The following is a 16,940-nucleotide window of genomic DNA, read 5'->3' as shown; positions in this document are numbered from 1 at the left end:
CAGTACACGGGCTTCCGCCCGGCACACCGAGAGCACGCACCGGACGCCGCGGGAGCGCCCTGCGGGCGCACGGCGCTACTTTGCGGACACCCCCTGCCCCAAAAGACAGGGGCAGGGGCACGGCACGGCTCACGGCGCGCTCAGCGGGCGGCCGTACGCGCGCAGGGTCAGCAGCGCCTCCAGGGTGGCGATCGGGCGCCGCTCCAGCGAGCTGCCCGGCGCCCACGCGAGGCGCCGCACCGGCCAGCCGCCGTCCGGCTGCTGCGCGGCGGCCAGGAAGTCCAGGGACCGCCGCACCTCCTCGTCGGTGAACCAGCCGCGCGCCAGCGACTCCGGCCGCCGGGCGACGTCGTGCGGGAACAGCCGCTCGCCCGGCGCGCAGCCGGGGTAGGGCGGGTACTCCCGGCGCCGGCGCGGGTCGAGCACGACCAGCCGCTGCTCGCGCACGAGCCGTCCCAGCCGGTCGGCGGCCGCCACCGCCCGCGCCCGGTCGGGGGCCCCGTCGAGGAAGGCCACCGCGCTCTGGACCTCGTACGGGTCCACGCGGCGCAGGTTCTCGACCCGCTCCCAGCAGAAGTCCGTGGCCCGGAACAGCCACGCGTGCCAGATCCGGTTGCGGTGCAGTACGCCCACCACCGGGCCCGTGGTCAGCAGCTCGCCGGGCGGATCGTCGTACACCCGGTGGTACGGCGCCCCGGGATAGCCGCGCGGCGCCGGGAGGACCACCGGGAGCGCGCCGTCCGCGGTGGAGACCCGGGTCAGGTGGCGGCAGAGCCGCTCGATCCGCTGCCCGGCGCAGCGACCCAGGCTGTCCAGGACCCGCAGCGCGTGCGCGGTGTGCAGCGGATGGCTGAGCGGACCGCGCAGATCCGGATCGAGGGCGTGGCCGTAGCCGCCGTCGGCGTTGAGGTAGGAGCCGAGGGCGGTGTCGACCGCGTCGGCGTCCCCGCCGAGGAAGTGGAAGGCGAACCGCCGCTGCTCCAGGACCCGGGCCGTGAGCCAGAAGAACTGCTCGGCGCGGGCCAGTGGGGTCGGTGCGATCGGTGGGGGCGGTGGGGTCAGCGAGGAAGCGTCGTCTCCAGGCATGCGTGACACCGTAGGGCGCGCCGGCGCGTGGGCGGGAGGCGAACGGCGCCGGTGCACTCTCCCGGGGCGGGATACTGGGGGCATGCGGTTGACGATTTTCTGGGAGCGGATGGCCGAGCACTTCGGAGCGGGCTACGCGGACTCCTTCGCGCGTGACCACGTCATGACGGAGCTCGGCGGACGCACCGTCCACCAGGCGCTGGACGCGGGCTGGGAGGCCAAGGACGTGTGGCGCGCGGTGTGTTCGGCCATGGACGTGCCCGCCTCGCTGCGCTGACGCGGGCGGCCGTTTCCCCGTACGGGGGACGGGTGGGACAGACTGGGCGGCGTGGCAGCCACCGATGAGACGACCGTGACGACGACCGACACCGCGGAGGCGGCCGAGCCCGCGGGATCCGCGGCCCCTCCCGGCGGCGCCACCGCGCCAGGGGCTGGGGCCGGGGCCCGGATGCCGCGCTGGCTGCCGCGCGCCGTCGTCCTCGTGCTCGCCCTCATCGCCTGCTTCCAGCTCGGCAGCTGGGCCTTCCACCAGCTGACCGGGCTGCTCGTCAACATCCTGATCGCGTTCTTCCTCGCGCTCGCGGTCGAACCCGCCGTATCCCGGATGGCGGCCCGCGGCATGCGCCGCGGGCTCGCCACCTTCCTGGTGTTCCTGGGCGTGTTCGTCGCCGCCGCCGGCTTCGTGGTGCTGCTCGGCTCGATGCTCGCCGGGCAGATCGTCGCCATGGTGGGCGGCTTCCCGGGCTACCTCGACTCGGTGATCGGCACGATCAACACCACCTTCCACACCAAGCTGTCCCGGCTCGCGATCCAGGACAGCCTGCTGCACTCCGACTGGCTCCAGAAGTACGTGCAGAACAGTGCGACCGGCGTGCTCGACGTGTCCGCCACCGTGCTCGGCGGCCTCTTCCGCCTGCTGACGGTGGGGCTCTTCTCCTTCTACTTCGCCGCCGACGGGCCGCGGCTGCGGCGCGCGCTGTGCTCCGTACTGCCGCCGGCCAAGCAGTCGGAGGTGTTGCGCGCCTGGGAGATCGCCGTCGCCAAGACGGGCGGCTACCTGTACTCACGCGGGCTGATGGCCCTGGTCTCCGGCATCGCCCACTACATCGTCTTCGCGGTGCTGGACGTGCCGTACGCGCCCGCGCTCGCGGTGTGGGTGGGGCTGGTCTCCCAGTTCATCCCCACCATCGGCACCTACCTGGCGGGCGCGCTGCCGATGCTGATCGCCTTCCCGGACTCGCCCTGGTACGCGCTGTACGTGCTGGGGTTCGTGGTGATCTACCAGCAGTTCGAGAACTACGTCCTGCAGCCGAAGCTGACCTCGAAGACGGTCGACATCCACCCGGCGGTGGCCTTCGGGTCCGTCATCGCGGGCACGGCCCTGCTGGGCGCGGTCGGGGCGCTCATCGCGATCCCGGCCGTCGCCACGCTGCAGGCCTTCCTCGGGGCGTACGTGAAGCGGTACGAACTGACCGAGCGGGCGGCCGGGGAATCGGCTACCGCGTCTCCCCGGCCGTTTCCCCGGCCGCGTCGACGAAGGCTGCCAGGGCCTCGGTGACGGTCGCCTCGACGGCGGCCTTGTCGACGCCGAGGCCGCTGAGCGGGCCTTCGCCGTTCTCGAGTTCGAGGAGGGCGAGGAGGATGTGCTCGGTGCCGACGTAGTTGTGGCCCAGGCGCAGTGCCTCGCGGAAGGTGAGCTCCAGGGCCTTCTTGGCGCCGGCGTCGAAGGGGATGAGGGCGGGAAGCTCCCCGGCGGCGGCCGGGGGCAGGGCGGCGGTCGCGGCGGTGCGCACGTCGTCCGCGGAGACCTGCTGGGCGCGCAGGGCGAGGGCGGCGAGGCCCTCCGGCTCGGCGAGCAGGCCGAGGACGAGGTGCTCGGTGCGGATCTCGGAGTTGCCGGCGGCGCGGGTCTCGTTCTGGGCGGTGACGACGACGTTGCGGGCGCGCGGTGTGAAGCGGCCGAAGCCCTGGTTGGGGTCCATGCCGCCCTCGCCCTCCTTGTCGGCCTTGGGGACGAAGCGCTTCTGGGCGGCCTGGCGGGTGACTCCCATGCTGCGGCCGATGTCGGTCCAGGAGGCGCCGGAGCGGCGGGCCTGGTCCACGAAGTGGCCGATGAGGTGGTCCGCGACGTCACCGAGGGACTCGGCGACGACGACGGCGCCGCTGAGCTGCTCCAGGGAGTCGGTGTGGACCTTCTTGATGGCCTCGATCAGGTCGTCGAGGCGTACCGGATTGGTCATGCGAACGGGTTCCACCGAAGGGTTCGTCATGGGTGCAACCCTAGGTTGACAGTCGGAAGGGTGTCAACCCTGGGTTGTCAGTCGGGTGTCCGGCGAGCCCGCTTGACAGGGAAATCGAACATCCATTCTGATGAGTTATCCACAGCCGAAACGGGCGTGGAAGCGCATTGTCAGTGGCAGGCGTTAGCGTCAATGGCGTGAAGCGATCGACTCAAGCAAACCGGGTGGAACCCATGGCAGGCACCGACCGCGAGAAGGCTCTCGACGCCGCGCTCGCACAGATTGAACGGCAATTCGGCAAGGGTGCGGTCATGCGCCTCGGCGACAAGCCGAACGACCCCATCGAGGTCATCCCCACCGGGTCGACCGCGCTGGACATCGCCCTCGGCGTCGGCGGGCTGCCCCGCGGCCGTGTGATCGAGGTGTACGGCCCGGAGTCCTCCGGTAAGACGACCCTGACCCTGCACGCCGTGGCCAACGCGCAGAAGGCCGGCGGCACCGTCGCCTTCGTGGACGCCGAGCACGCGCTCGACCCCGAGTACGCGAAGGCCCTCGGCGTCGACACCGACAACCTCATCCTGTCCCAGCCGGACACCGGCGAGCAGGCGCTGGAGATCGTGGACATGCTGGTCCGCTCCGGCGCCCTCGACCTGATCGTCATCGACTCCGTCGCCGCGCTCGTGCCGCGTGCGGAGATCGAGGGCGAGATGGGCGATTCGCACGTGGGTCTCCAGGCCCGGCTGATGAGCCAGGCGCTCCGGAAGATCACCGGTGCGCTCAACCAGTCCAAGACCACCGCCATCTTCATCAACCAGCTCCGCGAGAAGATCGGTGTGATGTTCGGCTCGCCGGAGACCACCACCGGTGGCCGCGCGCTGAAGTTCTACGCCTCCGTGCGCCTCGACATCCGCCGCATCGAGACCCTCAAGGACGGCACCGACGCGGTCGGCAACCGCACCCGCGTCAAGGTCGTCAAGAACAAGGTCGCGCCGCCCTTCAAGCAGGCCGAGTTCGACATCCTGTACGGCCAGGGCATCAGCCGCGAGGGCGGTCTGATCGACATGGGCGTGGAGCACGGCTTCGTGCGCAAGGCCGGCGCCTGGTACACGTACGAGGGCGACCAGCTCGGCCAGGGCAAGGAGAACGCCCGCAACTTCCTGAAGGACAACCCCGACCTCGCCAACGAGATCGAGCGGAAGATCAAGGAGAAGCTGGGCGTGGGCGTGCGCAAGGACGCCGCCGCAGAGGCGGCCGCCGGTGCGCCCGCCGCCGAGGCCGCGGCCGTGCCCGCCCCCGCGTCGAAGGCCAAGACGACGGCCAAGGCTGCCGTCGCCAAGAGCTGACCGTGCGGGAGCAGGGAAGGGGCGGCGGGAGCGGAGGCCGGGAGGGCCGCCGCGCAGAGCGTCGCGAGGGCGGCAGGGAAGACGGTCGTGAAGGTGGCCGGGAAGGCCGCCAGGAACTGCCGCCCCAGAGTCCCGAGGAGCAGGCGCGGGCGATCTGCCTGCGCCTGCTCACCGGGATGCCGCGCACCCGGCGGCAGCTCGCGGACGCCCTGGAGAAACGGGGCATCCCCGAGGAGGTGTCGCAGGAGGTCCTCTCCCGGTACGAGGAGGTGGGCCTGATCGACGACGCCGCGTTCGCCGGGGCCTGGGTCGAGTCCCGGCATCGCGGCCGGGGCCTCGCCCGCCGGGCGCTCGCGCAGGAGCTGCGCACCAAGGGGGTGCACGCCACCCTCGTCCAGGAGGCCCTGGAACAACTGGACTCCGACCAGGAGGAGCAGACCGCCCGGGAGCTCGTGGAGCGCAAGCTCCGCGCCACCCGGGGCCTGGAGCGGGACAAGCGGATCCGGCGCCTCGCCGGGATGCTCGCCCGCAAGGGGTACCCGGAGGGCATGGCCCTGCGGGTGGTGCGGCGCGCGCTGGAGCAGGAGGGCGCCGAGGGCACGGACGGGGACGTGGACGGCCTGGGGTATTCCGGGTTCTGAGGTACGCGGGGTCCTGGGGCCGGGCATCCGCGCTGCGGGGCCCCGGAGCGGGCCCCGGGGGTGGGGATAGCCCCCGGGCCGAGACGCCAGGGCGCTTCACTGCCAACGTGCGGGCCCGGCGGCAGAGTTGGCCGCATGATGCTGCGTTACGCCCTCCAGACCGTCAGGGACCGCAAGGCCGGCTTCCTCGGCGCCTTCGTCGCACTGCTGTGTGCGGCCGCCCTCATCACCGCCTGCGGCACGCTCCTGGAGACCGGACTCCGCGGAAAGATCGCCACCGAGCGCTACGCGGCCGCGCCGGTCGTGGTCTCCGCCGACCAGAACGTGCACCAGACCACGGTCAAGGAGAAGAAGGGCAAGTCCAAGACGAAGCACAAGGCCAAGCCCGTCGCCGAGCGGGCCTGGCTCCCCGCCGCCACCGTGGACACGGTCCGCTCCGTGCCCGGCGTCGAGCGGGCCGTGCCGGAGCTCAGCTTCCAGGCCGTCCCGCTGGTCAAGGCCCCCGGCGGCGCCAAGACCTCGTACGGGCACGCCTGGACCTCGGCCGTGCTCACCCCCTTCACGCTCGCCGAGGGGCGCGCACCCCGGGGCGGCGACGAGGTCGTCGTCGACCGCGCACTGGCCGCCCGCGCAGGGCTGAAGACCGGTGACCCGCTCACCGTGCAGGCCACCGGCGAGCCGAAGACGTACACCGTGAGCGGGATCGCGCAGAGCGCCCACGGCGACCTCGCCCGGCAGAGCGCGCTGTTCTTCGGCGACGCCGAGGCGCAGCGGCTGGCCGCCCGGGACGGACAGATCACCGCCATCGGCGTCCTGCCGGCACCCGGCACCGATCCCGGCGAGCTGGCCGGGCGCATCGGGCAGGCACTCAAGAGCCAGGGCCAGGGCACGGGCGTCGGCGCGCAGGTCGCCGCGGGTGACGCACGCGGGCCGGTGGAGTTCCTCGACGCCGCAGGCGCACGCGTCAAGCTGGTCTCCATGGGCGGGGCCATGGGCGGCACCTCGCTGCTCGTCGCGATCCTCGTGGTCGTCGGCACCTTCGCCCTCTCCGTCCAGCAGCGCCACCGCGAGCTCGCCCTGCTGCGGGCCATCGCCGCCACGCCCAGGCAACTGCGCCGCATGATCGGCCGCGAGGCCCTGCTGGTGGGCCTGGCCGCCGGGCTCGCGGGGGCCCTCGCCGGACTCCCGCTCGCCGCCTGGCTGCACGGCCGGTTCGTCGACAGCGGGGTCGTCCCCGCCAACCTGGAGCGCACCGCCGGGATCTTCCCGATGTTCGCCGCCGTCGCGGCGAGCCTGCTCGGGGCCTGGGCCGCGGCCCGGATCACCGGGCGGCGGATCGCCCGGATCCGACCGGCCGAGGCGCTCGCCGAAGCCGCCGTGGAGCGGGGCCGGCCCGCGGGGATCCGGATCGCCATCGGTGTGCTGCTGCTGGCCGGCGCCGTGGTGCTGGTGGCCGTACTCGGCGCGCTGCGCACGGAGCCGGCGTCGACCCCGGTGACCTTCCTCGCGGTCGTCGTGTTCGCCGGCGCGGTCTCGCTGCTCGGCCCGCTGCTGGTCCGGGGCGCCACCGCGGTGCTCGCCGGGCCGTTGCGGCTGGCCGGCCCGGGCGGGTACCTGGCCACCGCGAACCTGCGCGGAAACGCCACCCGGATGGCCTCCGCCGTCACCCCGCTGACGCTGCTGATCGGCATGACCTGCACCGTCCTGTTCATCACGCCGACGCTCGGCAACGCCGCCCGGGCGCAGGCCCGTGACGGGGTCCGGGCGGGCTGGGTCCTGGCGGCGCAGGGGCCGGGGGTCACGGGTGCGGCCGCGGAGCGGGTCCGCCGGACCCCCGGGGTGACGGCGGCCACCGAGATCGTGCACACGTCCGTACGGGTGGGTCTGACGAAGTACGGCGCGCAGGGGGTCACCCCGGCCGGGCTGACCCGGACCTGGGACCCGGGGGTGACGAGCGGGAGCCTGGAGGGCTTCGGCGAGAAGAGCGTGGCGGTGAGCGAACTGGCCGCCGATCAGCTGGGTCTGAAGCCGGGGAGCCCGCTGCGGCTGGCGCTGGGCGACGGGACGCCGGTCACGCTGACCGTCTCGGCCGTGTACGCGCGGGGGCTGGGCTTCGGCGATCTGACGCTGCCGCACGATCTCGTCGCGGCGCACGTGGACAACCCGCTGGCGAGCAGCGTGCTGGTGGCGGCGGAGCCGGGGACGGGGCGGGAGCAACTGGCCGCGGCGGTCGGCGGGTTCCCGGGGGTCGGGGTGCTGTCGGCGCGGGACGCGGACGCGGCGCGGGGGGAGCGGCAGCAGGAGGGTGCCGAGATCAACCTGCTGGCGATGGGACTGGTACTGGCCTTCACCGCGATCGCGGTGGTCAACACGCTGGCGATGTCCACGTCGGAGCGGCTGCGGGAGTTCGCGATGCTGAGGTTGGCGGGGGCGAAGCGGCGGCAGGTGCTGCGGATGCTGCGGACGGAGGCGGTGGCGGTGGCGCTGATCGGGGCGGTGCTGGGGTCGGGGATCGCGCTGGCCGTACTGACCGCGTTCAGCGTGGGGATGACGGGGGCCGCGGCTCCTGCGGTGCTGCCGGTGGTGTACGTGGGGGTGCTGGGTGTGGCGGGGCTGCTGGCCATCGCGGCCACCGCCCTGCCGGGCCGGGTGACGCTGCGGGTCCCTCCGGTGGAGGTGGCCACCTCGAGGTAGCGGCCCGCCGCCGCCCGCGGGCCCGGGGCCGCACCGCTTCGGTGGTGCGGCCCCGGGCCCGGTGGTGGGCGCGGCCTGCGGCGCCGGTCCCTGGCCGGGGGGTTGGCGTGGCCTGCGGCGCAGGTCCCCTACCCGCCCTTCCACCGTTCCCCGGGCTCCGCCCGGGCCCGGTCCTCAAGGGCTGGGCGGGCTGGAGGGTGGTGTCCGGACTCGGCGTCAGGTGACGGGAAGGCCGGCGGCCTTCCAGGCCTGGAAGCCGCCGGTCAGGTCCGTGGCGCGGTGGAGGCCCAAGGCGTGGAGGGAGGCCGCCGCCAGGGAGGAGGCGTAGCCCTCGTTGCAGATCACCACCACCCGGAGGTCGTGCGAGGTGGCTTCGGCGGCGCGGTGGGAGCCCTGGGGGTCCAGGCGCCACTCCAGCTCGTTGCGCTCGACCACCAGCGCACCCGGGATCAGGCCGTCCCGCTCGCGCAGCGCCTGGTACCGGATGTCCACCAGCAGTGCGTCGCCCGCGCGCTGCGCCTCGTACGCCTGCGCCGGGCCGATCCGCTCGTACGCCGACCGGACCTGCTCCAGCAGGGCGTCGATGCCGACCGGGGCGCTCACTGCCAGTCCGCCGGGCGCTCGACCTGCTCCAGCGTGAGCACCTGTCCGCTGCGGCTGAAGCGGCGGATCAGGGGCAGCGGCGGGTAGTACGCGTGCACCGAGACCGCGTGCTCCGTCCGCGATTCGTTGAGCACCTCGTGGACGTGGTGCTCGCCGAACGCCCGGCCCGTCCCCGCGCCCAGGCTGCGGCTGCGGTCCAGGTCCGGGGCGAGTTCCAGGCTCCGCCACCCCTCCGAGGGGAGCCGTACCGCCAGGGAGTGCTCCCTCAGGTGGCCGCGGGCGGTGACGAACGCGCCCTGCGACTCGGCGTGGTCGTGCCAGCCGGTGCCGGTGCCCGGCGGCCAGCCGATCACCCAGGCCTCGCTGCCGCCCGGCCCGTCGAGGCGGATCCAGGTCCGGCCCTCGGGGTCGAGGGGGAGGGAGTCGATGACCGCCGGGTCGGCGGCGGTGCGCAGGGCGAAGTCGAGGAGTTCCGCCGCCGTCACCGCACGAGCGGCGGGGCGTACGGGGGCGTGCGGAGGTGCGGGGGGCGCGGTGGATGCACTGGGGGCAAGGGGCGCAGACATGGGGCGTGACCGTCCTGGGGGTTCGCGAAAGTGCGCGCGGAGCGCGCGGAGGGAGGCGAATCAGCAGGAAGGGCGACACACGCAGCCCGCGTAGCGGAGCAGGTCCATATGGACCCTCCGCCACAGGCGTACGTCGTTGCCGGTCATGTTCGCGAGTGAAGCACGCGGACCGGAGACCGGTCAATCGATCACGGCGGGATGTGTCGGGGTCGTAGGTGTCGTCGAGGACGGGTCGAGCGGCGCGCGAGTTCCTTCGGGCGCCCCCCACCGGACGGTGTCCGCCGCCTCGTAGAGCTCCGCGGGGCGCACCCCCGCGAAGGTCGCCGCCAGGTGCCCGTCCGGCCTGACCAGCAGAACGGTGTGTGCGGGCGCCCCCGGGTAGCCGTCCGCGACCAGCAGCTCGGTCCGGACCGGCAGCGCGCTCACCGCCGCCGCGAGCCGCGGCATCAGCCCGGCGCCGAGCCAGTGCCGCCGGTCCCAGACGCCGGTGCCCGGGGCGACCAGGACCACCAGCAGCCGGCCCCTCCCCAGCAGGTCGCGCAGCGGCACCGTCGACCCGTCGGGCGCGGTGACGGGAACGTTGGCGACCTGACCGCCCGGCTCCGTGTCGGTGGGCACCTCGCGCACGGCCACCGGCGGGGCGTACGTCGGCGCCGCACCCAGCGGTCCCCGCCCCAAGTGGCCGTCGGTCAGCAGCTGTTCAACGGAGCGGGTGGCTCCGGGCAGGTACGTGCGCAGCCCGCCGCCACCGCGCAGTACGGGCATCGCCTGGTCGGCGGCGCGCAGCCGGGCCGCGACCGCCGTGCGGCGCTCGCCCTCGTAGCTGTCGAGGAGGTCCTCGGAAGCGCCCTGGTGCCAGGCCAGGGACAGTTTCCAGGCGAGGTTCTCGGCGTCCCGCAGCCCCTCGTCGACCCCTTGCGTGCCGAGCGCGCCCAGCAGGTGGGCGGCGTCCCCGGCGAGGAAGGCGCGCCGGTCGCGCCAGCGCCGGGCCAGCCGGTGGTGCAGGGTGTGCACCCCGGTGTCGAGGAGCTCGTACGGGGGTGTCGTGCCCCCGCACCACGCGGCCAGGGTGTCCCGGATCAAGGTGACGAGCGCGTCGGGCGTGACCAGCTCTCCGCGGGCCGGGAGCAGCCAGTCCAGCCGCCACACCCCGTCCGGCAGCGGCCGGGCGGTGGTCTCCTGCGGCGGGTCGCGGTGCAGCAGGGCCTCGCCGGGCCAGGGGAGGTCGGTGCGCAGGGCGGCCACGGCGTGCCGCTCGACGGCGGTGCGGCCCGGGAAGCGGATGCCGAGCAGCTTGCGCACGGTGGAGCGGGCCCCGTCGCAGCCGACCAGGTAACTCCCGCGCCACCAGGTGGTCTCGGCGCCCCGGGTGTGCGCGGTGACCCCGTCGTCGTCCTGTTCCAGGGAGTCCAGCCTGCTGTCGGTGACCAGCTGGATCAGCGGATGCGCGGCCGCGGCGTCGCGCAGCCCGCGCGTGAGGGCGTGCTGCGGCAGGTGCAGGGGTGCCTGGCGGTCCTCGAAGGTGATGCGCCGGGCGTCGTCGGCCCGGCTGCGGCGCCGCATGGTGCGCCAGGCGGCGAACAGCGCCCCCTCGTCGCGCAGCGTGGCACAGCCCAGCCGGTGGACCATGGCCGAGGTGTCCTCGTGCAGGACGACCGTACGGGCCGGTCGGGGCAGGTCCTTGCCCGGTCCCTCGTCGAGCACGACGCTGGGCACGCCCGAGCCGGCCAGGGCCAGCGCCAGGGACAGTCCGACGGGCCCCGCGCCGACGACGATCACCGGGTCCATGATGCGGCTCCCGATGTCCGGTATGTGATCACAGAACGTATGCAACCCACTGGAGGTGCCTGCGTCAAGTGACACCCGGCCCCGCCAACGCCGTGTGGTGCGGCGGATGAGTTCCGCCGCACCACAGGTGTCACGCAAGTGTACTGACCGGGCGTCAGTGCCCCGAGCCGGGGAGGACCGTCAGGGAGCCTGGCCCACGCCGGCCGCGCCGCCCGCGTCGACCTCGGCCACGTCCCCGGCGACGACCGCGCCGGTGCCCTTCTGCGACTTCCGCAGCCGCCCTTCGAGCCAGGAGGCGAAGGTGGTGAGCGCGAAGTTCACGGCGATGTAGATCAGGGCGATCACGACCATGGTCGCGATGGTGTTGCTGTAGTTGGCCGAGATCTGCCGGTTCATCGACATCAGGTCGGCGAAGCCCAGGGCGGCGCCGCCGAGTGCCGTGTCCTTGAGGATGACCACGAGCTGGCTGACCAGCGCGGGCAGCATGGCCGTGACGGCCTGCGGGACCAGGACGTACGTCATGATCTGACCCTTGCGCATGCCGATCGCCTTGGCCGCGTCGGTCTGGCCGCGCGGCAGCGTCAGGATGCCGGCCCGGACGATCTCGGCGATGACCGAGGCGTTGTACAGGACCAGGCCGGTGACCACCGCGTACAGGGGGCGCAGATCGGAGCTGACGGTACCGAGCATCACGTACAGGGCGGAGCTGAAGAACATCAGCATCAGGACCGGGATGGCGCGGAAGAACTCCACGACCGTTCCGACCGGGACGCGGATCCACGCGTGGTCCGAGAGGCGCGCGATGCCGAGGAGCGCACCCAGGGGCAGCGCGATCACCATGGCGATCAGACCGGCCTTGAGGGTCTCACCGAGGCCGGGGAGCAGATACGTCGTCCAGACCTGGCTGTCGGTGACGAACGGAGACCACTTGTCGGCGTCGAGCTGGTTCTTCTCGGCCATGAGGGACAGCGCCCACCACAGGACCAGAGCGATGACCACCAGGAAGATGCCGGTGTAGACCCAGTTGCGGGTTTTGGCCTTGGGGCCGGGGGTGTCGTACAGAACGGAACTCATCGCTTCACCGCCACTCGCTTGGCCACCCAGCCCAGCAGCAGGCCGGTGGGCAGGGTCAGCACGACGAAGCCGAGAGCGAAGACGGCGAAGACGGCGAAGATCGCGTCCGACTCGTTCTCCAGCATTTCCTTCATCAGCAGGGCCGCCTCGGCCACGCCGATGGTCGCGGCCACCGTGGTGTTCTTGGTGAGCGCGATCAGCACGTTGGCGAGCGGTGCGATGACCGCGCGGAAGGCTTGGGGGAGCACGATCAGGGTGAGCACCTGGAAGAAGCTCAGACCCAGTGCGCGGGCGGCTTCGGCCTGTCCCACGGGAACGGTGTTGATGCCCGAGCGGATCGCTTCGCAGACGAACGTGCCGGTGTAGGCGATCAGGCCCAGGACCGCGAGGCGGAACCCGATCTCCTTGAAGGTCCCGCCGCCGAGCGAGATGCCGAGCGTCTGGTTGAGGCCCAGTGAGCAGCCGATGATCAGCAGGGTCAGCGGGGTGTTGCGCACGGTGTTGACGTACGCGGTGCCGAACGACCGCATCAGCGGTACCGGGCTGACCCGCATCCCTGCCAGCATCGTGCCCCAGACCAGGGATCCGACTGCTGAGTAGAGGGTGAGCTGAACCGTCACCCAGAAGGCCCCGAGCACGTCGTACTGCCCGGAATTTAGAAAGTCGAACACGTTGCCCTGCGCTCTCCCCAGGATGGACCGGTGAGGTGTGCCGCCGCCCGCGGCAGGCGGGCGGCGACACCCCTCACCGGTGAATCAGCTGCCTTCGGTGATCTGCGGGGCCGGCTCGGCCTTGTAGTTGGCCGGGCCGAAGTTCGCGTCGACCGCCTTCTGCCAGGAGCCGTCCTCGACCATCTTCTTCAGCGCGGCGTTGACCTTCGTCTGGAGGTCCTTGTCGCCCTTCTTCAGGCCGATGCCGTAGGGCTCGTCGCTCAGCTTCAGGCCGGTGAGCTTGAACTTGCCCTTGTTCTTCTCCTGGGCGGCGTAGCCGGCGAGGATCGAGTCGTCCGTGGTCAGCGCGTCCACGGCCTTGTTCTCCAGCCCGGTGAGGCACTCGGAGTAGCCGCCCAGCTGCTGCAGGTCGGCCTCGGGGGCCAGCTTGGTCTTGACGTTCTGCGCCGAGGTGGAGCCGGTGACCGAGCAGAGCTTCTTCTTGTTGAGGTCCTCGGCCTTGGTGATCGAGGTCTCGTCGGCGCGGACCAGCAGGTCCTGGTGGGCCAGGAAGTACGGGCCGGCGAAGTCGACCTTCGCCTTGCGCTTGTCGTTGATCGTGTAGGTCGCGACGACCAGCTTCACGTCGCCGTTGGCGATCAGGTTCTCGCGCTCGGCGCTGACGGCCTGCTTGAACTCGATCTGGTCGGGCTTGTAGCCGAGCTCCTTGGCGACGTACGTCGCCACGTCCACGTCGAAGCCCGTGAACTTGCCGTCCGGGGTCTTGAGGCCCAGACCCGGCTGGTCGAACTTGATGCCGATGACGATCTTGTCGTTCTTGGCGCCACCGGACGCACCGCCGTCACCGGCAGCCTTGTCGCTGCCGCCGCCACAGGCGGTCGCCGTCAGGGCGAGGACTGCGGCAACGGCTGCGGCCGCACCGGCCTTGAAAACCTTCATGGTGAACTTCCCTCGGATGAGACGTTGTTGGACGACGAGCGACACGCGTGCTCTGAGCCGCCAGGGGATCACTACCAGACGGGACCGTCAGTGGTGCAGGATCTTCGAAAGGAAGTCCTTCGCGCGGTCACTGCGCGGGTTGCTGAAGAACTGCTCGGGGGCGGCCTCTTCGACGATCTTTCCGTCGGCCATGAAGACGACCCGATTGGCCGCGGACCGGGCGAAGCCCATCTCGTGCGTGACGACCACCATCGTCATGCCCTCCCGGGCGAGCTGCTGCATGACCTCCAGCACCTCGTTGATCATTTCCGGGTCGAGCGCCGAGGTCGGCTCGTCGAACAGCATCACCTTCGGGTCCATCGCCAGCGCGCGGGCGATCGCCACGCGCTGCTGCTGGCCGCCGGACAGCTGCGCCGGGTACTTGTCGGCCTGCGAGCCGACGCCCACCCGGTCCAGCAGGGACTTGGCCTTCTCGAGCGCCGCCGCCGAATCCGTCTTGCGGACCTTGAGCTGACCGAGCATCACGTTCTGCAGCACGGTCTTGTGCGCGAACAGGTTGAAGGACTGGAACACCATGCCCACATCGGCTCGCAGCCGGGCCAGTTCCCGTCCCTCCGACGGCAGTTCCTTGCCGTCGACCGTGATGGTGCCCGAGTCGATCGTCTCCAGGCGGTTGATCGTCCGGCACAGCGTGGACTTGCCCGATCCCGAGGGACCGATCACGACGACGACCTCACCGCGGGCAATGCTCAGATCGATGTCCTGAAGCACGTGCAGCGCGCCGAAGTGCTTGTTGACGTTGCTCAGTACGACCAGGTCGTCCGCGGCCGGGGCCGCATCCTGCGCGTCCTTGGTCACTGATACTCCGCTCATCGGCTTCTTGCTCCGTCCTCCTCGGTTGGGAGGACAGTAGTGACGTCGTGCGCACACCGTCATTACATCTGAGGGAGAATTGAGCATAACGAAACGGCCTCGCTCCGATACGCTCCGTGCGCACCGCGGCCACCGGGGCCGGATCGCCCGTACCGGGTGCATAACGGAAGACGCGCCGGAGCGGAACCCCCTTGACGTGGGCCTCTTCATCGGCGTGGATGCAGGGTGGCCCTGACCGCGGGCCCTGATCAGGAAAACAGGAAAGGGGGACGCCATGAGACTGCTGCTCGTCGAGGACGACGACCACGTCGCCGCCGCCCTGTCCGCGATCCTCGCCCGCCACGGGTTCCAGGTGACCCACGCCCGCAGCGGCGAGGAGGCCCTGCAGGCCCTGCTGCCGGCCGGAGCTCCCCCCTTCGGCGTCGTCCTCCTGGACCTCGGCCTGCCCGACCAGGACGGGTACGAGGTGTGCGGCAAGATCCGGAAGCGGACCTCGACGCCCGTCATCATGGTGACCGCGCGCGGCGACGTGCGCTCCCGCATCCACGGCCTCAACATGGGCGCCGACGACTACGTCGTCAAGCCGTACGACACGGGTGAACTCCTCGCACGCATCCACGCCGTCGCCCGGCGCACCGGCGCCTCGGAGGAGGCCGCCGCCACCGGGACGGGCGCCCCCGACGTGGTCCGGCTCGGCCCGGTCAGCATCGAGCTGTCGACCCGCCGGGTCAGCGTGGACGGCGCCGACGTACCGCTCACCCGCAAGGAGTTCGACCTGCTGGCCCTGCTCGCGCAGCGCCCCGGGGTCGTCTTCCGGCGCGAGCAGATCATCAGCGAGGTGTGGCGCACCAGCTGGGAGGGGACCGGGCGGACCCTGGAGGTCCACGTCGCCTCGCTGCGCTCCAAGCTGCGCATGCCCGCGCTCATCGAGACCGTCCGCGGGGTGGGCTACCGGCTCGTCACCCCGGCCGTGCCCTAGCGGGGCCCCGCCGTGCGCGCCCGCCTGCTCCCCCTGCTCGTCGTCCTCATGGCGGGCGTGCTGCTCGCCCTCGGTTTCCCGCTCGCCGTGAGCCTGGCCGCGGGGCAGCAGCAGCGCGTGGTCGTCGACCGGATCGACGACAGCGCCCGCTTCGCCGCCCTCGCCCAGTTCGTCATCGACGCCGAGGGCTCGGGATCCACCGGTGCCACCGAACGCCTGGAGACCCTGCAGCTGGAACTGGCCCGCTACCAGCAGCTGTACGGCATCCGCGTCGGCATCTTCCTGCGCGACGACAACGCCATGGCCCGCGCCCCCGGTTGGTGGGAGCTCCCGGAGACGGGCGAGGGCCGCCGGGCCTTCCAGGAGGCCCTCGCCGGTCGCCGCAGCCACGACCCGGCCCAGGTGTGGCCCTGGCAGTCCCACGGCAAGCTGCTCGTCGCCTCCCCGGTCGTCCTCGACGGCGACGTCGTCGCGGTCGTCGTCACCGAGTCGCCCACCGACCAGATGCGGGCCCGCATCCTGGACGGCTGGCTGATCATCATCGCCGGGCTCGCCGCCGCGATGCTCGTGGCCTTCGGCGCCGCCCTCGTGCTCACCCGCTGGGTGCTCAAGCCCGTACGGACCCTCGACGCGGCCGCCCACGGCATCGCCACCGGACGGATGAACTCCCGGGTCGCGGCGGCCGGCGGGCCCCCGGAACTCCAACGCCTGGCCCATTCGTTCAACGAGATGGCCGACAACGTGGAAGAGGTCCTGGAGCAGCAGCGGGCGTTCGTCGCCGACGCCTCCCACCAGCTGCGCAACCCGCTCGCGGCGCTGCTCCTGCGGATCGAGCTGCTCGCCCTCGAACTGCCCGAGGGAAACGAGGAGATCGCCTCCGTGCGGACCGAGGGCAAGCGCCTGACCCAGGTCCTGGACGACCTGCTGGACCTGGCGCTGGCCGAGCACACCTCCGCCGAGCTGAGCCTCACCGACATCGCCGGGCTGACCGCGGAGCGGGTCGCCGCCTGGCGCCCGTACGCGGAGGAGAAGGGCGTACGGGTCACCGAGACGGGCCGGACCGCCGTCACGGGCTGGGCCGACCCCATCGCGCTCTCCAGCGCGCTCGACGCCGTCATCGACAACGCCCTCAAGTTCACCCCGGAGGGTGAGGAGGTCGAGGTGTCGGTCGCCCCGGTCGGGCCTTTCGTGCACGTGGTCGTCGCCGACCGGGGCCCCGGGCTCACCGACGAGGAGCTGCTCCGCGTCGGCGACCGGTTCTGGCGCAGCGGCCGCCACCAGAACGTCAAGGGCTCGGGGCTGGGCCTGTCGATCTCCCGGGCGCTGCTCGCCGCGGGCGGCGGGTCCCTCACGTACGAGAAGAACCCGCCGCACGGGCTGCGGGTGACGGTGGCCGTCCCGCGCAGCGATCCGCACACCCTCTGACGGCCGCGAGGGGGACGC

17 protein-coding genes are annotated in these 16,940 nt (G+C 72.3%); 7 read left to right on the top strand and 10 right to left on the bottom strand.

What is annotated here, in order from left to right:
- Window positions 1-129 precede the first annotated feature (129 nt).
- Window positions 130-1,086, bottom strand: a complete 957-nt coding sequence (locus ACFYZS_RS19005; protein ID WP_389013441.1) for a hypothetical protein — start codon at window positions 1,084-1,086, stop codon at window positions 130-132.
- An 82-nt stretch (window positions 1,087-1,168) separates the two neighbouring features.
- Between ACFYZS_RS19005 and ACFYZS_RS19000 the strand changes: the two genes are divergently transcribed.
- Both ACFYZS_RS19000 and ACFYZS_RS18995 read left to right on the top strand, forming a co-directional pair.
- Window positions 1,169-1,363: a DUF3046 domain-containing protein gene (locus ACFYZS_RS19000; RefSeq protein WP_030154244.1), complete on the top strand. Its 195-nt coding sequence runs from the start codon at window positions 1,169-1,171 to the stop codon at window positions 1,361-1,363.
- A gap of 171 nt (window positions 1,364-1,534) precedes the next feature.
- Window positions 1,535-2,644: an AI-2E family transporter gene (locus tag ACFYZS_RS18995; RefSeq protein WP_389013484.1), complete on the top strand. Its 1,110-nt coding sequence runs from the start codon at window positions 1,535-1,537 to the stop codon at window positions 2,642-2,644.
- Here ACFYZS_RS18995 and ACFYZS_RS18990 read toward each other — a convergent pair.
- On the bottom strand, window positions 2,583-3,356 hold the full coding sequence (locus ACFYZS_RS18990; protein WP_389013439.1) for a Clp protease N-terminal domain-containing protein: 774 nt from the start codon (window positions 3,354-3,356) through the stop codon (window positions 2,583-2,585). The genes ACFYZS_RS18995 and ACFYZS_RS18990 overlap by 62 nt on opposite strands.
- Window positions 3,357-3,559: 203 nt before the next feature.
- Between ACFYZS_RS18990 and recA the strand changes: the two genes are divergently transcribed.
- The 3 genes from recA (at window position 3,560) to ACFYZS_RS18975 (ending at window position 8,004) form a co-directional block, all read left to right on the top strand.
- Window positions 3,560-4,669 (top strand): recombinase RecA, encoded by a 1,110-nt coding sequence (gene recA / locus ACFYZS_RS18985; RefSeq protein ID WP_182508529.1) that lies wholly within the window; start codon window positions 3,560-3,562, stop codon window positions 4,667-4,669.
- Between the two features lie 2 nt (window positions 4,670-4,671).
- The gene (gene recX / locus ACFYZS_RS18980; protein WP_389013436.1) at window positions 4,672-5,310 is read left to right on the top strand and encodes a recombination regulator RecX; all 639 of its coding nucleotides are present in this window, start codon (window positions 4,672-4,674) and stop codon (window positions 5,308-5,310) included.
- Window positions 5,311-5,445: 135 nt separating this feature from the next.
- On the top strand, window positions 5,446-8,004 hold the full coding sequence (locus ACFYZS_RS18975; protein WP_389013433.1) for an FtsX-like permease family protein: 2,559 nt from the start codon (window positions 5,446-5,448) through the stop codon (window positions 8,002-8,004).
- Window positions 8,005-8,220: 216 nt separating this feature from the next.
- Here ACFYZS_RS18975 and ACFYZS_RS18970 read toward each other — a convergent pair whose 3' ends face one another.
- The 8 genes from ACFYZS_RS18970 to ACFYZS_RS18935 all read right to left on the bottom strand — a co-directional run bounded on the left by ACFYZS_RS18970 (window position 8,221) and on the right by ACFYZS_RS18935 (window position 14,518).
- On the bottom strand, window positions 8,221-8,613 hold the full coding sequence (locus ACFYZS_RS18970) for a rhodanese-like domain-containing protein (RefSeq protein WP_389013481.1): 393 nt from the start codon (window positions 8,611-8,613) through the stop codon (window positions 8,221-8,223).
- Window positions 8,604-9,173: a cysteine dioxygenase gene (locus tag ACFYZS_RS18965; protein ID WP_389013431.1), complete on the bottom strand. Its 570-nt coding sequence runs from the start codon at window positions 9,171-9,173 to the stop codon at window positions 8,604-8,606. Before ACFYZS_RS18965 ends, ACFYZS_RS18970 begins: the two co-directional genes overlap by 10 nt.
- A gap of 60 nt (window positions 9,174-9,233) precedes the next feature.
- On the bottom strand, window positions 9,234-9,320 hold the full coding sequence (locus ACFYZS_RS18960) for a putative leader peptide (RefSeq protein ID WP_311318651.1): 87 nt from the start codon (window positions 9,318-9,320) through the stop codon (window positions 9,234-9,236).
- 33 nt (window positions 9,321-9,353) lie between these two features.
- Window positions 9,354-10,961, bottom strand: a complete 1,608-nt coding sequence (locus tag ACFYZS_RS18955) for an FAD-dependent monooxygenase (RefSeq protein WP_389013428.1) — start codon at window positions 10,959-10,961, stop codon at window positions 9,354-9,356.
- Between the two features lie 180 nt (window positions 10,962-11,141).
- On the bottom strand, window positions 11,142-12,035 hold the full coding sequence (locus tag ACFYZS_RS18950; protein ID WP_389013425.1) for an amino acid ABC transporter permease: 894 nt from the start codon (window positions 12,033-12,035) through the stop codon (window positions 11,142-11,144).
- Complete coding sequence (locus ACFYZS_RS18945) at window positions 12,032-12,706, bottom strand: amino acid ABC transporter permease (protein ID WP_389013422.1); 675 nt, start codon at window positions 12,704-12,706, stop codon at window positions 12,032-12,034. Before ACFYZS_RS18945 ends, ACFYZS_RS18950 begins: the two co-directional genes overlap by 4 nt.
- Window positions 12,707-12,790: 84 nt before the next feature.
- A complete protein-coding gene (locus tag ACFYZS_RS18940) occupies window positions 12,791-13,645 on the bottom strand; it encodes a glutamate ABC transporter substrate-binding protein (protein ID WP_389013419.1) in 855 nt (284 codons plus the stop codon).
- 87 nt (window positions 13,646-13,732) lie between these two features.
- The gene (locus ACFYZS_RS18935; protein WP_030859665.1) at window positions 13,733-14,518 is read right to left on the bottom strand and encodes an amino acid ABC transporter ATP-binding protein; all 786 of its coding nucleotides are present in this window, start codon (window positions 14,516-14,518) and stop codon (window positions 13,733-13,735) included.
- 274 nt (window positions 14,519-14,792) lie between these two features.
- Here ACFYZS_RS18935 and ACFYZS_RS18930 point away from each other — a divergent pair, with 274 nt between their 5' ends.
- Together ACFYZS_RS18930 and ACFYZS_RS18925 are read left to right on the top strand one after the other, a co-directional pair.
- Entirely contained in the window at window positions 14,793-15,497 is a 705-nt protein-coding gene (locus ACFYZS_RS18930; protein ID WP_389013415.1) for a response regulator transcription factor, read from the top strand.
- 12 nt (window positions 15,498-15,509) lie between these two features.
- A complete protein-coding gene (locus ACFYZS_RS18925) occupies window positions 15,510-16,922 on the top strand; it encodes an ATP-binding protein (RefSeq protein WP_389013412.1) in 1,413 nt (470 codons plus the stop codon).
- Window positions 16,923-16,940 lie beyond the last annotated feature (18 nt).

The sequence above is a fragment of the Streptomyces sp. NPDC001903 genome (assembly GCF_042891345.1).
Lineage (GTDB): Bacteria > Actinomycetota > Actinomycetes > Streptomycetales > Streptomycetaceae > Streptomyces.
This window is presented reverse-complemented; position numbering and strand designations above follow the sequence as displayed.

Coding starts and splice junctions, on each gene's coding strand:
- ACFYZS_RS19005 (WP_389013441.1), bottom strand. CDS start 1,086: ATGCCTGGAGACGACGCTTCCTCGCTGACCCCACCGCCCCCACCGATC.
- ACFYZS_RS19000 (WP_030154244.1), top strand. CDS start 1,169: ATGCGGTTGACGATTTTCTGGGAGCGGATGGCCGAGCACTTCGGAGCG.
- ACFYZS_RS18995 (WP_389013484.1), top strand. CDS start 1,535: ATGCCGCGCTGGCTGCCGCGCGCCGTCGTCCTCGTGCTCGCCCTCATC.
- ACFYZS_RS18990 (WP_389013439.1), bottom strand. CDS start 3,356: ATGACGAACCCTTCGGTGGAACCCGTTCGCATGACCAATCCGGTACGC.
- recA (WP_182508529.1), top strand. CDS start 3,560: ATGGCAGGCACCGACCGCGAGAAGGCTCTCGACGCCGCGCTCGCACAG.
- ACFYZS_RS18975 (WP_389013433.1), top strand. CDS start 5,446: ATGATGCTGCGTTACGCCCTCCAGACCGTCAGGGACCGCAAGGCCGGC.
- ACFYZS_RS18965 (WP_389013431.1), bottom strand. CDS start 9,173: ATGTCTGCGCCCCTTGCCCCCAGTGCATCCACCGCGCCCCCCGCACCT.
- ACFYZS_RS18960 (WP_311318651.1), bottom strand. CDS start 9,320: ATGACCGGCAACGACGTACGCCTGTGGCGGAGGGTCCATATGGACCTG.
- ACFYZS_RS18955 (WP_389013428.1), bottom strand. CDS start 10,961: ATGGACCCGGTGATCGTCGTCGGCGCGGGGCCCGTCGGACTGTCCCTG.
- ACFYZS_RS18950 (WP_389013425.1), bottom strand. CDS start 12,035: ATGAGTTCCGTTCTGTACGACACCCCCGGCCCCAAGGCCAAAACCCGC.
- ACFYZS_RS18940 (WP_389013419.1), bottom strand. CDS start 13,645: ATGAAGGTTTTCAAGGCCGGTGCGGCCGCAGCCGTTGCCGCAGTCCTC.
- ACFYZS_RS18935 (WP_030859665.1), bottom strand. CDS start 14,518: ATGAGCGGAGTATCAGTGACCAAGGACGCGCAGGATGCGGCCCCGGCC.
- ACFYZS_RS18930 (WP_389013415.1), top strand. CDS start 14,793: ATGAGACTGCTGCTCGTCGAGGACGACGACCACGTCGCCGCCGCCCTG.